Origin of the sequence: Pontivivens nitratireducens, from assembly GCF_014235845.1 — a bacterium.
Lineage (GTDB): Bacteria > Pseudomonadota > Alphaproteobacteria > Rhodobacterales > Rhodobacteraceae > Pontivivens > Pontivivens nitratireducens.
In genome coordinates, this window is sequence record NZ_JACJUQ010000001.1 from 313,077 (window position 1) to 326,582 (window position 13,506).

Consider the following 13,506-nt stretch of genomic DNA (forward strand, 5'->3'; position numbering starts at 1 on the left):
GCGAGCGCGCGGAACCCCTGCTGGCAGACATGCCGTTCCGTGCTAGATTCAGGACGTGAAAGCGGTGCGACAACCGTTCCCGTCAAACCAGCAAGGAAGAGGTTCCCATGCCCATTACAGTCGGTCAGGACAGCAACAACACGCGCCGGACGCTCAAATCCGGCGGCACATCCTTCGCCTACTATTCCATTCCCGCAGCTGAGGAAGCCGGTCTCGGCGATTTCTCGCGCCTTCCATCGGTTCTGAAGGTGGTGCTTGAGAACATGCTGCGCTTCGAGGACGGCAAGACCGTCTCGACCGATGATATCAAGGCCTTCGCCGATTGGGCGAAGATGGGCGGCAAGAACCCGCGTGAAATCGCCTACCGTCCCGCGCGCGTGCTGATGCAGGATTTCACTGGCGTGCCAGCAGTCGTGGACCTTGCCGCGATGCGCGACGGGATCGTGGCGCTGGGCGGCGACGCGCAGAAGATCAACCCGCTCAACCCTGTCGATCTGGTCATCGACCACTCCGTCATGATCGATGAGTTCGGCAATCCGCGTGCGTTCCAGATGAACGTTGATCGTGAATATGAGCGGAACATGGAGCGGTATCAGTTCCTGAAATGGGGACAAAAGGCGTTCGACAACTTCCGCGTCGTGCCGCCGGGCACCGGCATCTGCCACCAGGTGAACCTGGAATATCTGGCCAAGACGGTCTGGTCCGACAAGGATCAGAACGGTGAGGTTGTGGCCTATCCCGACACGCTGGTCGGCACCGACAGCCACACCACCATGGTCAACGGCGCGGCTGTTCTGGGCTGGGGCGTCGGCGGGATCGAGGCGGAGGCCGCGATGCTGGGTCAGCCGATTTCGATGCTGATCCCCGAGGTCATCGGCTTCAAGCTGACCGGTGCCATGCCCGAGGGCACGACAGCGACCGACCTCGTGCTCAAGGTCGTGGAATTGCTGCGCGCCAAGGGCGTGGTCTCCAAGTTCGTCGAATTCTACGGCGACGGTCTGGACAACGTGCCGCTGGCTGACCGCGCGACCATCGGCAACATGGCGCCGGAATATGGCGCCACTTGCGGATTCTTCCCCATTGACGCGGAAACCATCCGCTATCTGACCCAGACCGGCCGGGACGAGGCGACCATCGAACTGGTCGAGGCCTATGCCAAGGCGAACGGCATGTGGCGCGATCCGGGTTATGAGCCGGTTTATACCGACACCCTGGAACTGGACATGAGCACGGTGGTTCCCGCAATCTCCGGTCCGAAGCGGCCGCAGGACCACATCCCCCTGACCAAGGCGGCATCGGAGTTCGGAGCCTACGTCAAGGGCCAGCGCCCCGACATCCACGACAAGGCGGAGATCCGCTGGGAGGGTGAGGGCGGCCAGCCCGAGCCGCAGGACATTCCCGGTGATGAGGGCCACCACAACCGTGGCTACGTCAGAACGGACGAGCATGGATATCAGATGCATGATGGCTCTATCGTCATTGCGTCCATCACGTCGTGCACCAACACATCCAACCCTTACGTCATGATCGGCGCGGGGCTGGTGGCGCGCAAGGCACGTGAACTGGGCCTGAACCGCAAACCGTGGGTGAAAACATCGCTCGCCCCCGGATCGCAGGTCGTGTCCGCCTATCTGGAGGCCGCGAACCTTCAGGAAGACCTCGATGCGATCGGTTTCAACCTGGTCGGGTATGGCTGCACGACCTGCATCGGCAACTCCGGTCCGCTGGAGCCCGAAATCTCGAAGTGCATCAACGATGCCGATCTGATCGGCGTGTCCGTCCTGTCGGGCAACCGCAACTTCGAAGGGCGCATCAGCCCTGACGTGCGCGCCAACTACCTCGCCTCGCCACCGCTGGTCGTGGCCTATGCGCTGGTCGGTGACATGAACGTGGACATCACCACCGCCAGCCTGGGCAAGGACAAGAACGGCAACGATGTCTACCTCAAGGATATCTGGCCCTCGCAATCCGAAATCGCGGAACTGGTCGAGGCGACCGTGACCCGTGAGGCGTTCCAGTCGAAATATGCCGACGTCTTCAAAGGCGATGAGAAGTGGCAGGCCGTTGAGACCACCGACAGTGAAACCTATAACTGGCCGGCGCAGTCCACCTATGTCCAGAACCCGCCCTACTTCCGCGATATGGCGAAGGAAGCGGGCACGATCTCGGACATCAAGGACGCCAAGATCCTGGCCATTCTGGGCGATATGGTCACGACCGACCACATCTCTCCCGCCGGTTCGTTCAAGGAGACGACACCTGCCGGTCAGTATCTGGTCGAGCGTCAGGTGCCGGTGCGGGAGTTCAACTCCTACGGCTCGCGTCGCGGCAACCACGAGGTGATGATGCGTGGCACCTTCGCCAACATCCGCATCCGCAACGAGATGCTGGATGGCGTCGAGGGCGGCTATACGCTGTCGCCCAAGGGGGAGCAGACCTCGATCTTCGATGCCGCGATGGAGTATCAGGAGCAGGGCACCCCGCTGGTGATCTTCGGTGGTGAGCAGTACGGTGCCGGGTCCTCCCGCGATTGGGCGGCCAAGGGTACCAACCTGCTGGGCGTCAAGGCTGTGATCGCTGAGAATTTCGAGCGTATCCACCGCTCGAACCTGGTGGGAATGGGCGTGATCCCGTTTGAATTCACCGGCGGCGACACGCGCAAGACGCTGGGCCTGAAAGGCGACGAAACCGTCTCCATCACCGGGTTGGAGGGCGATCTGAAGCCGCTGTCGCAGGTCCCCGCGACCATCACCTATGGTGACGGAACGGTGAAGGAAATCATGCTGAAGTGCCGGATCGATACCGAGGTTGAGATCGAGTATGTCGAGAATGGCGGCGTTCTGCACTACGTGCTGCGCAACTTGGCCGTCGCCTGATCCAGACAGGATAGAATGCGAAAGGGGCGCTGCGGCGCCCCTTTTCATGTCTGCATGTCGGCCACGACGTCCCCCATCGGTTGCCACGCACTCCCGAACACTTGATTGGACCCTGCAGAATGCGGCATCTAGCTATGAGTGAGAATTCCCGGGCGAGAGGTCACCGAATGTTTCTACGCAAGGCTGCATTGATCGCCACGATGGTATTCGCCCTGGCTGGCGGTGCGCGTGCGCAAACCAATCCGGTCGTGGTGGAGCTGTTCACGGCACAGGGATGTTCGTCCTGCCCGCCGGCGGATGCCTTTCTGGCGGATCTGGCGGATCGGGACGATGTGATCGCCTTGTCGCTGCATGTGGACTATTGGGACTATCTGGGGTGGAGCGATCCGTTCGCCTCGCCCGAAATGACGGCGCGTCAGCGCGGATATGCCGGCTATCAGAACGTGCGATCCGTGTTCACCCCCCAGATGATCGTGCAGGGTGTCACGTCTGAGGTCGGTCACAGGCGGGCGGCGGTTCTGGATGCCATCGCGCTTGCAAAAGCTGCCCCCGCAGCTGCCCGGGTCGAATTGCAGCAGGAGGCAGGCCGGTTGCGCGTGACGATCATTCCATTGCGTCCGGGCCTGAGCGGGATCGTTCACATGGTCAGTTACGACGTGCCGCAGGTCCAGCAAATCCCGAGCGGCGAAAATATCGGTCAGACGCTGACTTACGTGAATGTGGTGACCGGCTGGATGCGCCTGGGAACCTGGAACGGTGAGCGGATGGAGCTGACCGCGCCTGTGCCCACCATGGGCAAGGGGGTTGCCGTTCTGGTTCAGGAAGACACGGTAGGTCCGATTTTCGCAGCCGCCCGAATGGAGCGGTGAGCGTCACCGCCAGCGCCGGTGAAACCAGAACCACTGTTCCGGCTTTTGCGCAATCCAGGTGCTCAGTTGGTCATTGACGGCCCGCATCATGGTCTCTTGATCGGTATGAGGAACGGGCTCCGCGAAAACGCTGTCGAAACTTTCACCATCATTGGCGCGAAAGCTGATGACCGGGATCAGCGGAATGTCCATGCTCAGCGCCAGTTTCGCTGCTGTCAGGGTGGTTTCCGCAGGATGACCGAGGAATTCGATCAGGGGTGCACCGGTCTGTTTCTGATCGACGAGGATCTCCGCCACGCCACCTGAGCGCAGATGCCGGACCAGTTCGCGTGTACCCTGCCGCCCCTTTGAAAACGCATCGGGCCCCAGTGTCCTGAGCGCGGCGACGAAATCGGCGTTGTAATAGGGATTGTTATGCGTGCGGTAGACGCCAGCAATCTGCAAACCATGGGCAAGTGCCGAGGCGCGCGCCCCCTCCCAATTGCCATAGTGAGCGGAGACGAGGATCGCGCCCCGCCCCTCGGCCTGAGCGGATATCAGAGCCTCCAGCCCGGCACCGGTCGCGCGAAATCGCGAGGGGTCCGCGATCACGTCCGCCATCATCATTTCCTCGACCATGACGCGCCCGAAATTGTCGCCGACGCCCTGAAAAAGGCGGTCGCGATCAGCGTCACTCATATCCGGGAATATGAGGTTTAGGTTGGCCTGAACACGCTGTCGTGCCGAAGGCAACCGCATCATCAGGTTGCGCCCGATCCATGACCCCACACGAAGCCGTCGGGAATAAGGCAGGATGCGCAGCACTGCGCCCAGTACGCGCAATACGCCATTGGACAGATAGTGGCCTATATCCGTCAGACGTTCACGAGGTGTCATGCTGCTGCTTCCTCATCATCCATGCCAGTAAGAAGAAAGGCGGCGCATATGCACCGCCTTTCACAAATCGTCATCATGCGGGGCAGGATGTCAGTTTTTCACGGGTGAGATCATCATGACCATCTGCCGACCTTCGACGCGGGGCATATTGTCGATCTTCCCAGTGCCTTCGACATCGTCGGCAACACGATTGAGAAGGATACGGCCCAGATCCTGGTGCGCCATTTCGCGACCCCGGAACCGGAGCGTGACCTTGACCTTGTCCCCACCTTCGAGGAACTTCATCACATTGCGCATCTTGACGTCGTAATCGTGCGTATCGGTGTTGGGTCGGAATTTCACCTCCTTCACCTCGATCGTCTTCTGCTTTTTGCGGGCCTCGGATTCACGCTTTTGCTGTTCATATTTGAACTTGCCGAAATCCATGATCTTGCAAACAGGCGGTTCGGCATTCGGTGAGATCTCGACCAGGTCGAGTCCTGCTTCCTCAGCAAGCTCGATTCCACGGCGAGGGGTGACAACACCGACCTGTTCGCCGTCGGCGCCGATCAGGCGAATCTCGTTCGAGCGAATACGATCATTGACACGGGGACCCGTGTCGCGGGTTGGGGGCGCATTGTGCGGTCTTCTGGCTATGGTCTTCTCGTCCTTCTGTGGTGACAGTTCATATATAACATTTTCGACCCAAGCGCGCAGGCTTGACGCGCATACGCAAAACTGGGCAACAGAGAACTTAAGTGGAGCCTGATGGGCATTTGGTCAATAGTGTATGTGGCCTCTGTCAGGCTTGTCGGGGGCACAGGGTATCTTTCAAATCGCTTTGATCGCAATTTCCGTGCTGTGCGCGCTGGCATATCTGGTGAAATACCGGCTATCGCCACCGTCACGCACGCGCACCCTGATCAAGGCAACATCCGCCGGGGCCTTGGCACTCGGCACCATCTTCGGGGCTGGACCAGTGGCATTGATCTTCTTCTTTGCCACGGCAGCGGTCGCGGATGCATTTCTGGCCCGCGAGGACGAATATGGGTTCTATGCCGCCATGGCGACCGCCCTGCTGTCGCAGATTTTCCTGTGTCTGAGCCTGTTTTCCGCCTGGACGGGAGTTGATGCGCCCCTCATCGCCGTATTGGGCCTTTCGGGCATATGGATCGGATATTTCATGCTGATCTGGGGCGCGCTGGAGCGTATGCGCCTGATCATCGTCTGCTATTCGGTGGGAACCCTGGTGGCGACATATCTGGCGCTCGGCTCAACGACCTATGGTCAGTTCGCGGTTGTCGGAATGTTGTTCTACGTGTTGTCGCAGATTTTCATGTCGCTGGAATTCTTTGTCCTGCAACCGTATTCGTTGGAGGTGAGACTGGGGGGACATGCGATCTGGCTGTTCTACTACACGTCACTGCTGCTGTTTTTTGCGGCGTTTCACTGTTCATATGTAGCGTAGTTACGCGGCAGGACGCATAAGGTACATATGTTCGAATACACGCCTCTCGCTGACGCGGCGCTCGCAATCTCCGTGGTCAGCTCACTGCTATATGTGGTTTACTACCAACTGCGCGCGGTGACGATACAAAGAGCCTTGAGCAAGACGGTGGCCACCGGGGCGCTGGTCGTCGCCGCATGGGCCGGCGGCGTATCGCTGCTATATGTCGGGGCGCTGATTCTCGCGGTGATTGGCGATTACATGAAGAGTTTGCGCACCGAGCGATCCCTCGGATTTGCGATAGCTGCCACGGTCGGGATGCAGGTGCTGCTCTGCTTCTGGTTCGCTCAGGTGCTCTGGATAGGGATCGAGGCACCGCTGGTGGCGGTCGTCGGTATTTTGGGCATTTTCGGCGGGGGTTTTGTTCTTATCTGGCCCAGGCTTGGAGCGCGCAAGTCGATGATGGTGTCCTTTGCCGTAACCTCGATTGTCATGTTGACGCTGGGGCTGGGGGCCTCTCCGGGCAGGCCCGAACTGATCCTGGGGGTGATCTTTTACTTGCTTTCCTTGATATTAATCGGCTTCGAGCTGGTATTTTTCAGCGATCGTTATAGCTTTCTTCGTATTTCAGGCCCTATTGTATGGATGCTTTACTATAGTGGGCTTATCCTGATGATGATCGGGGGGGCAGGATAGGCGAGGTTGAGATGGAGCTGCTGTTCGTCATAATCGCGATCGGTGCCGGCCTGGATTACGGCCTTTTCAAATCCTGGGGACAGCCGAGCTGGAGCCGTACCCTGACCAAGACAACGGCAATCCTGTCGCTTATCATCTGGGCGATCCTGATCGACACGCCAAATCTGATCGTCATCGCGTTGGGCTTTGCGGCCATAAGCGATTTTGCGAGAAGCCGGGGCGATCTGAAATGGATGACAGTCAGCCGCACGGCCTTCTTTTCGTTTCATGCGTTGTATCTGATAGAATACGCACACCTGATCGATCGACCGCTTGTCGAGGCAGGGCCGGCGGTCATTTTGGCCGTGTTTTGTACGATTATGACAATCGCATTGTGTTGGAGGGCGTTCGAGGCACTCTGGCTGCTGGCTCTTTTGCATTCAGCCGTCCTGGTTTTCCAGTTTTCCGTGGGGCAACTGGTCGGCGGCGAGTACATCCTCATCAGCTATACGACGACGCTGTTTTTCCTGTCTACATTGATGCTGGGGATCGAGACATTCCTGCTTGAGGAAGGTACGGGGCTGCGCAAAGTGAGCGGCGCTGCAATCTGGTTCACGTACCTCGCCGGCCAGATCGGGACGGTGATTGTGTTGACCGAAGCCTATTCAACGTAGCGGACGATGGATCGCGGCGCTTCCGCCCCGCGACCCCACTGTTTTCACGAAGTGGTCAGATCAGGGGCTAAAGCCTCGGTCGCCAGAGAGGTGATCGCCTCGTCGCGCGACAGGACGGCCGATTGCTTCTCACCCAGACGGCGCATGGAGACGGTGCCGTTTTCGACCTCCTGTCGCCCGACGACGAGGATGACCGGCACCTTGCCCAGCGAATGCTCACGGACCTTGTAGTTGATCTTCTCGTTGCGAATGTCCGCCTCGGCGCGAATGCCCTGCTTGCGCAGCATATCGACCGTTTCAGATACGAACTCGTCCGCATCCGACACGATCGACGCAACCACGACCTGACGCGGGGCCAGCCAGAAGGGCAGCTTGCCTGCGTAGTTTTCGATCAGGATGCCGATGAACCGCTCGAAGGAGCCGAGAACGGCACGGTGCAGCATGAAGGGGCGGTGCTTGTCGCTGTCCTCCCCCACATATTCCGCGCCCAGACGGTCGGGCAACTGGCTGTCCACCTGGAACGTGCCGCATTGCCATTCGCGCCCGATTGCATCTGTCAGCTTGAAGTCGAGCTTCGGGCCATAGAACGCACCCTCACCGGGATCGACCTCATAGTCCATGCCTATGGATTTGATCGCAGCCTCCAGCGCGCCCTCGGTCAGATCCCATTCCGCATCGGTGCCAATACGCTTTTCCGGTCGGGTGGAGAACATGATCCGGAAATCATCGAAGCCCAGATCCTTGTAAACCCGGCTGAGCAACTGGATGAACTTGGCACATTCTGCCTCGATCTGCTCCTCGGTGCAGAAGATGTGCGCGTCGTCCTGAACGAAACCGCGTACCCGCATCAGCCCGTGCATCGCGCCCGACGCCTCGTAGCGGTGGCACGAGCCGAATTCCGCCAGCCGCAGCGGCAGGTCGCGATAGGATTTCAGACCCTGATTGTAGATCTGCACGTGGCAGGGGCAGTTCATCGGCTTGAGCGCATTGACCCGTTTCTCATTCGCATGTTCCTCATCTATCTCGGTGATGAACATGTTCTCACGGTATTTGTCCCAGTGGCCGGAGGCCTCCCACAGCTTGCGATCCACGATCTGCGGTGTGCGGATTTCCTTGTAACCATCCTCGGTCTGCCGGCGGCGCATGTAGTCTTCCAAAGCGCGGTAAACCGTCCAGCCGTTGGGGTGCCAGAACACCATGCCGGGCGCTTCTTCCTGAAAGTGGAACAGGTCCATTTCCCGGGCCAGACGCCGGTGGTCGCGTTTTGCGGCCTCCTCGACCTGTTGCAGATGAGCCTTCAACTCCTGCCGCGTGCGGAAGGCGACGCCATAGATGCGCTGCAACTGCTTGTTCTTCGCATCGCCACGCCAATAGGCCCCGGACACGCGGGTCAGCTTGAAGGCATCGGCGGGAACCTGGCCGGTATGGACCAGATGCGGGCCCCGGCACAGATCCTGCCAGTCGCCATGCCAGTACATCCGCAGATCCTCGCCTTCGGGAATGGCGTGGATCAGTTCGACCTTGAACGGCTCGTCCGCGGCCTCGTAATGCGCGATGGCGCGGTCGCGTTCCCAGGTTTCGGTGCGAACCGGATCGCGAAGCGCGATGATGTCGCGCATCTTTTTCTCGATCGCATCAAGGTCCTCGGGGGTGAAGGGTTCGTCGCGGTCAAAATCGTAGTACCAGCCGTTCGCGATGACAGGTCCGATGGTGACCTTCACATCGGGCCAGATTTCCTGCACCGCACGGGCCATGATGTGCGCCGCGTCGTGACGGATCAGTTCGAGTGCCTGCGCCTCGTCTTTCATGGTATGGATCGCGAGGGAGGCATCGGCGTCAATCGGTCGGCTCAGGTCACGGAACTGGCCGTCGACGGTGCACGCGATTGCCTGCTTGCCCAGCGATTTCGAGATGTCGGCAGCGACTTCGCCCCCGGTGATGCCCGCCTCATATTCGCGTTGTGCGCCATCGGGCAGGGTGATCGTGATCTGGGCCATCAGGGGGCCTCCTCGGTTCGGCGCCTACGAGTGCGCCCGGTTGCAGGTATGTGTCCGGGAGGTATGGAGGAGGGGGCCTAGGGGGTCAAGGCAATCACCCCTGTAGTTCGAGAAAACGCGACCAGCACGCCCAGCCATCAGCCCCCCTCATAGACCGCCAATGTCGCCTGCTGCATCATTTCCACCGTGAAGCGGGACCGGATGCGGGCGCGGGCGGCGAGGCCCATATGCGCGCGCGCGCTGTCGTCCAGCGACAGGGCGGCTTGAACGGCATCGGCCAGCGCCTCGACATCGCCAGGGGGATACAGCCAGCCGGTGACGCCGTCCTCCACCGTTTCCAGTGACCCGCCATGGGCGGTGGCGATGACGGGGCGGCCCATGGCCTGCGCCTCGACCGCGACACGACCGAAGGCCTCAGGTTCACGGCTGGCACTGACGACGACGGCGGCCAGCTTGTAGGCGGCCTCCATGTCGGCACAATGTCCGACCATCCGCACGGAACCTGCCAGATCGGCATTGCGCACGGCATGCTCCAGCGTGCCACGATAGCCGGACCCGGCGTCGTCACCGACCAGAACGATCTGCATGTCGAACCCGGCATCACGCTTTTTCAGCAGGGCTGCGGCGGCGATCAGATCTTCCGCACCCTTCCACCGTGTCAGACGACCGGGCAGCATCACGATAGGGCGGGCATCGTCGATGACACCCCACGCCTGGGCGAGACTTACTGTCCGCTCACTGGTCACGGCCTCCTCAGCGAAGCTGTGGATGTCGGCACCACGCGGGATGGTCACGATCCGCGATGCGTCGATGCCGTGGCGCTGCTGCACGACCTGCGCGACATGCCCGGACACGGCGATGACCGGATTGCCACGTGCCATGACCGAGTTGTACCAGCGTTTGAACGGCAGATCGCCCTCGTTATAGACGCCGTGATACGTCGTGACGAAGCGTGTTCCCGTCGCCTTCGCCGCCCTCCACCCGGCCCAGGCCGGCGCGCGGGAGCGGGCGTGAACGATATCGACGCCCTGTTCCTCGATGATGTGCTGCAGGGCGCGGGCGTTCTGCCAGATCGTCAGGGGATTCTTCGATCCGATATCCATCTTGATGAACTCCCCCCCCGCGCGGCGCAATTGCGGCTCCATCCGTCCACCGGCGCTGACGACGAGCGCGCGATGACCTGCCGCGCTGAGCGCCTTGACGATTTCGATGGCGCCACGCTCCACCCCGCCCGATTCCAGCGTCGGAACCAGTTGCAGTACGGTCAACGGGCGGGCAGTATCGGGGCCCAAATCATTCATCTGATCGGAAGTTGTCATGGCGTCCTTCGAGGTATTCGCACCGGATGAGCGGCGCAATATCGCCTATCATCTCACAATGGCCGAGGGCGCGGAAGCGGACAAGCCCGGTATCGTGTTTCTGGGCGGTTTCCGCTCCGACATGGGAGGAAACAAGGCCGTCGCGCTGGAGGCATTCGCGAAGTCGCAGGGCCGCGCATTCCTGCGATTCGACTATACCGGGCACGGCGACAGCTCCGGCGATTTCGAGCTTGGCTGCATCGGTGACTGGGCGCGGGACGCAACCGATGCGATCACCGCACTGACCCAAGGGCCACAGGTGCTGGTCGGCTCCTCCATGGGCGGTTGGATATCGCTGCTCGTGGCCAGAAACATGCCGGAACGCATCGCGGGTTTCGTCGGCATCGCAGCCGCGCCCGATTTTACCGAAGATTCGATGTGGGCGGGCTTCGATGAGGCGCAGCGAGAGGCTCTGATCCAGACAGGCAGGGTGGAATTGCCAAGCGAGTATGATGACGGCCCCTATGTCATCACACGCCGATTGATCGAGGATGGGCGCACCCATCTGGTGTTGCGTGATCCGCTGCCCTTGCCTTTTCCGGTGCGGTTGTTGCATGGCACGGCTGATGTGGACGTGGATATGTCCCGCCCGCTGAAGCTGATGGAACACGCGACCTGCGAGGATCTGCGCCTGACCTTCGTCAAGGGCGCGGATCACCGGTTCAGCACACCGGAATGCCTCGCATTGATCGAGCGGACCGTGGCGCAGATCGCCTAGGCGGGGAGATCCTTGCCGTCCCAGGTGCGGAAACAACCGGTCCGCGCCATCGTCAGGGCGTTGAATTCCGACAGCAGGCCTGCAGCGCTGTCCTGGGCGGTGACAGCTGCCGATGCGCCCCCCATGTCCGTCTGGACCCAGCCCGGATGCCATGCGCCGATCGCGATGCCTTCGGGTTTCAGATCGGCGGCAAGGTTGAATACCAGATTGGAGGCCGCCGCCTTGGACGCGCGATACGCATAATGCTGGCCTGACGCCTGTTCGCTCGATGCCATTTGCGAGGAGATGACGGCGATCTTGCCGGCCTCGGCGGCGCGCAGGTTCGGCAGGAACGTGCGGATGGTGAAAAACACCCCGGCCACATTCGTCATCAGCGTATTTTCCCACGCGGCGAAATCCAGACCGGAATCGTCGATGCCGCCCCGGCCCTGAAAGACCCCTGCATTGCAGATCAGCAGGTCGATGGGTCGGTTCCCCAGCTCCATTGCAAGCTGCAACTGGCCCGCCTCGGATTTCACGTCGAGCCTGTGACGCTCGATCCCATCGGGCAGGTCGGCGGTAGCAGGCTCGCGCATGGTGGCAATCACATCGTCGCCACGCGCCGCCGCCTGAATCGCCATTTGCGCGCCGATACCACGGCTTGCGCCGGTAATCAGAATAGTTGACATACGGTCCCCCAAAACAACCGCATGACGCGGTGATATTCAACAATCGGCTTTGATTGCTGATGTGGCCTGTCTAGGCTCCGCGTCAAAAGAAACCAAGGGGACAGACATGCGTATCTTCGCCGCAATCTTCATCGTGCTGGCATTGTCGATAACGGGGCTGCTGCTGTTCGCCCCGAGGGAGCCGGTGACAGGTCCGCTTACATTCGCGCAGGACAGGCTGGGCGAAGACCTCGACCTGTATTTGGCCGCAGAGGAGGCCGAATACGACGACATCGTTCCGGGCACGCAAAAGCGGATCGTCTGGGCGGGTGAGGCAGGGGTGCGCACGACCTATTCGATTGTCTACATCCACGGGTTTTCCGCCACCTCCGAAGAGATCCGCCCCGTTCCCGACAACGTGGCGGAGGCACTGGGCGCCAACCTCTACTACACGCGCCTTGCAGGGCACGGCCGGGGGGCGGAGGCCATGCTTGACGGGTCGGTTCCGCGCTGGATTGACGATTACGCGCAGGCCGTGGCCATCGGTGCCCGTCTCGGTGAGCGGGTGATCGTCATGGGCACCTCGACCGGCGGCACGATTGCAACCTTGGGTCTGTTCGATACGCGCATCCAGCAGGATGTCGCCGGTCTGATCCTGGTGTCCCCCAATTTCAGGATCGCCAGTGCTGGGGAAAGCGTGCTGACATTGCCATTGGCACGATACTGGGTGCCCCGCCTCGCTGGCACGGAACGGTCCGTCGAGGTTGCCAATGCGGATCACGCGGCATTCTGGACGACACGCTATTCGACCCTCGCGCTGTTGCCGATGGCCGCATCGGTACAGGCGACGGGTCTGTTGCCCTATGAGGAGACGGAGGTTCCCGCGCTGTTCATCTTCTCGGACGAGGATCAGGTGGTCGACCACTCCGTCACCCGCGAAATCGCGGAGGCATGGGGGGCACCGGTCCAGATCATCAATCCCGATCTGAACGAAGGTGACGACCCCGACGCGCATGTCATCGCGGGCGATATCATGTCACCGTCACAGACCGATCCGATTTCCGAGCAGATGATCCGCTGGATCGCGACCATGCTCAACTAGATCACACCGGAATCAAAGCAGCAGACCGGCCACAACCATGCCCAATCCGATGAATGCGACGCCGACGGCGGCCATGTTCACGGCGACCAGCGCGCGAAGTTTCGCAGCGGATTGTTCGGCGGGGATGCCGCCCTTGCGGATGCGCACGGCCTCGCGGATGCAATACCCCAGACCCGCCAGGCCCAAAGCGGCTGTTACGGCACCGATGATGATCAGGATGGTCATGGGATGTCCCTCGCTACTCGACGTTGCGCCCGGGCGTAAGGCCTTCGCCCGAATGGCGCAAGT

Annotated in this window: 13 protein-coding genes; 7 read left to right on the forward strand and 6 right to left on the reverse strand. The window is 60.9% G+C overall.

What is annotated here, in order from left to right:
• The first annotated feature begins 107 nt into the window (after positions 1-107).
• Positions 108-2,876: an aconitate hydratase AcnA gene (gene acnA, locus H1S03_RS01695; protein ID WP_166190620.1), complete on the forward strand. Its 2,769-nt coding sequence runs from the start codon at positions 108-110 to the stop codon at positions 2,874-2,876.
• Positions 2,877-3,043: 167 nt separating this feature from the next.
• On the forward strand, positions 3,044-3,745 hold the full coding sequence (locus tag H1S03_RS01700) for a DUF1223 domain-containing protein (RefSeq protein WP_185802859.1): 702 nt from the start codon (positions 3,044-3,046) through the stop codon (positions 3,743-3,745).
• Positions 3,746-3,748: 3 nt separating this feature from the next.
• Here H1S03_RS01700 and H1S03_RS01705 read toward each other — a convergent pair whose 3' ends face one another.
• Together H1S03_RS01705 and infC are read right to left on the reverse strand one after the other, a co-directional pair.
• Positions 3,749-4,621 carry a lysophospholipid acyltransferase family protein gene (locus H1S03_RS01705; protein WP_185802860.1) on the reverse strand — a complete coding sequence of 291 codons (873 nt, stop codon included), beginning with the start codon at positions 4,619-4,621 and terminating at the stop codon, positions 3,749-3,751.
• Between the two features lie 90 nt (positions 4,622-4,711).
• Positions 4,712-5,317: a translation initiation factor IF-3 gene (infC, locus tag H1S03_RS01710; protein WP_430693243.1), complete on the reverse strand. Its 606-nt coding sequence runs from the start codon at positions 5,315-5,317 to the stop codon at positions 4,712-4,714.
• A 163-nt stretch (positions 5,318-5,480) separates the two neighbouring features.
• Here infC and H1S03_RS01715 point away from each other — a divergent pair, with 163 nt between their 5' ends.
• From H1S03_RS01715 to H1S03_RS01725, 3 genes are read left to right on the forward strand one after another with little or no spacing between them, the layout of a single operon-like run.
• The gene (locus H1S03_RS01715; RefSeq protein WP_221892555.1) at positions 5,481-6,068 is read left to right on the forward strand and encodes a lysoplasmalogenase family protein; all 588 of its coding nucleotides are present in this window, start codon (positions 5,481-5,483) and stop codon (positions 6,066-6,068) included.
• 27 nt (positions 6,069-6,095) lie between these two features.
• A complete protein-coding gene (locus H1S03_RS01720; protein ID WP_185802862.1) occupies positions 6,096-6,743 on the forward strand; it encodes a hypothetical protein in 648 nt (215 codons plus the stop codon).
• A gap of 11 nt (positions 6,744-6,754) precedes the next feature.
• Positions 6,755-7,396 carry a lysoplasmalogenase gene (locus tag H1S03_RS01725; RefSeq protein ID WP_185802863.1) on the forward strand — a complete coding sequence of 214 codons (642 nt, stop codon included), beginning with the start codon at positions 6,755-6,757 and terminating at the stop codon, positions 7,394-7,396.
• A gap of 44 nt (positions 7,397-7,440) precedes the next feature.
• Here H1S03_RS01725 and thrS read toward each other — a convergent pair whose 3' ends face one another.
• Together thrS and H1S03_RS01735 are read right to left on the reverse strand one after the other, a co-directional pair.
• Positions 7,441-9,393 (reverse strand): threonine--tRNA ligase, encoded by a 1,953-nt coding sequence (thrS, locus tag H1S03_RS01730; protein ID WP_185802864.1) that lies wholly within the window; start codon positions 9,391-9,393, stop codon positions 7,441-7,443.
• A gap of 137 nt (positions 9,394-9,530) precedes the next feature.
• Positions 9,531-10,694: a glycosyltransferase family 4 protein gene (locus tag H1S03_RS01735; RefSeq protein WP_185802865.1), complete on the reverse strand. Its 1,164-nt coding sequence runs from the start codon at positions 10,692-10,694 to the stop codon at positions 9,531-9,533.
• Between the two features lie 16 nt (positions 10,695-10,710).
• Between H1S03_RS01735 and H1S03_RS01740 the strand changes: the two genes are divergently transcribed.
• Positions 10,711-11,469 carry an alpha/beta hydrolase gene (locus tag H1S03_RS01740; protein ID WP_185802866.1) on the forward strand — a complete coding sequence of 253 codons (759 nt, stop codon included), beginning with the start codon at positions 10,711-10,713 and terminating at the stop codon, positions 11,467-11,469.
• Here the strand turns inward: H1S03_RS01740 and H1S03_RS01745 are convergent.
• Positions 11,466-12,137, reverse strand: coding sequence for an SDR family oxidoreductase (locus H1S03_RS01745; RefSeq protein WP_185802867.1), 672 nt, complete (start codon positions 12,135-12,137; stop codon positions 11,466-11,468). The genes H1S03_RS01740 and H1S03_RS01745 overlap by 4 nt on opposite strands.
• Positions 12,138-12,243: 106 nt before the next feature.
• On the opposite strand from H1S03_RS01745, the gene H1S03_RS01750 reads away from it, so the two are divergent.
• Positions 12,244-13,218, forward strand: coding sequence for an alpha/beta hydrolase (locus H1S03_RS01750; RefSeq protein WP_185802868.1), 975 nt, complete (start codon positions 12,244-12,246; stop codon positions 13,216-13,218).
• A 12-nt stretch (positions 13,219-13,230) separates the two neighbouring features.
• Here the strand turns inward: H1S03_RS01750 and H1S03_RS01755 are convergent, their stop codons facing one another.
• Complete coding sequence (locus tag H1S03_RS01755) at positions 13,231-13,443, reverse strand: hypothetical protein (RefSeq protein WP_166190642.1); 213 nt, start codon at positions 13,441-13,443, stop codon at positions 13,231-13,233.
• Positions 13,444-13,506: the final 63 nt, after the last annotated feature.

Excerpts from the sequence above, each read along its gene's own strand:
- H1S03_RS01735 (WP_185802865.1), bottom strand. The coding sequence starts at position 10,694 with ATGAATGATTTGGGCCCCGATACTGCCCGCCCGTTGACCGTACTGCAA.
- H1S03_RS01705 (WP_185802860.1), bottom strand. The coding sequence starts at position 4,621 with ATGACACCTCGTGAACGTCTGACGGATATAGGCCACTATCTGTCCAAT.
- H1S03_RS01755 (WP_166190642.1), bottom strand. The coding sequence starts at position 13,443 with ATGACCATCCTGATCATCATCGGTGCCGTAACAGCCGCTTTGGGCCTG.
- H1S03_RS01750 (WP_185802868.1), top strand. The coding sequence starts at position 12,244 with ATGCGTATCTTCGCCGCAATCTTCATCGTGCTGGCATTGTCGATAACG.
- thrS (WP_185802864.1), bottom strand. The coding sequence starts at position 9,393 with ATGGCCCAGATCACGATCACCCTGCCCGATGGCGCACAACGCGAATAT.
- H1S03_RS01700 (WP_185802859.1), top strand. The coding sequence starts at position 3,044 with ATGTTTCTACGCAAGGCTGCATTGATCGCCACGATGGTATTCGCCCTG.
- H1S03_RS01745 (WP_185802867.1), bottom strand. The coding sequence starts at position 12,137 with ATGTCAACTATTCTGATTACCGGCGCAAGCCGTGGTATCGGCGCGCAA.
- H1S03_RS01720 (WP_185802862.1), top strand. The coding sequence starts at position 6,096 with ATGTTCGAATACACGCCTCTCGCTGACGCGGCGCTCGCAATCTCCGTG.
- acnA (WP_166190620.1), top strand. The coding sequence starts at position 108 with ATGCCCATTACAGTCGGTCAGGACAGCAACAACACGCGCCGGACGCTC.
- H1S03_RS01740 (WP_185802866.1), top strand. The coding sequence starts at position 10,711 with ATGGCGTCCTTCGAGGTATTCGCACCGGATGAGCGGCGCAATATCGCC.
- H1S03_RS01725 (WP_185802863.1), top strand. The coding sequence starts at position 6,755 with ATGGAGCTGCTGTTCGTCATAATCGCGATCGGTGCCGGCCTGGATTAC.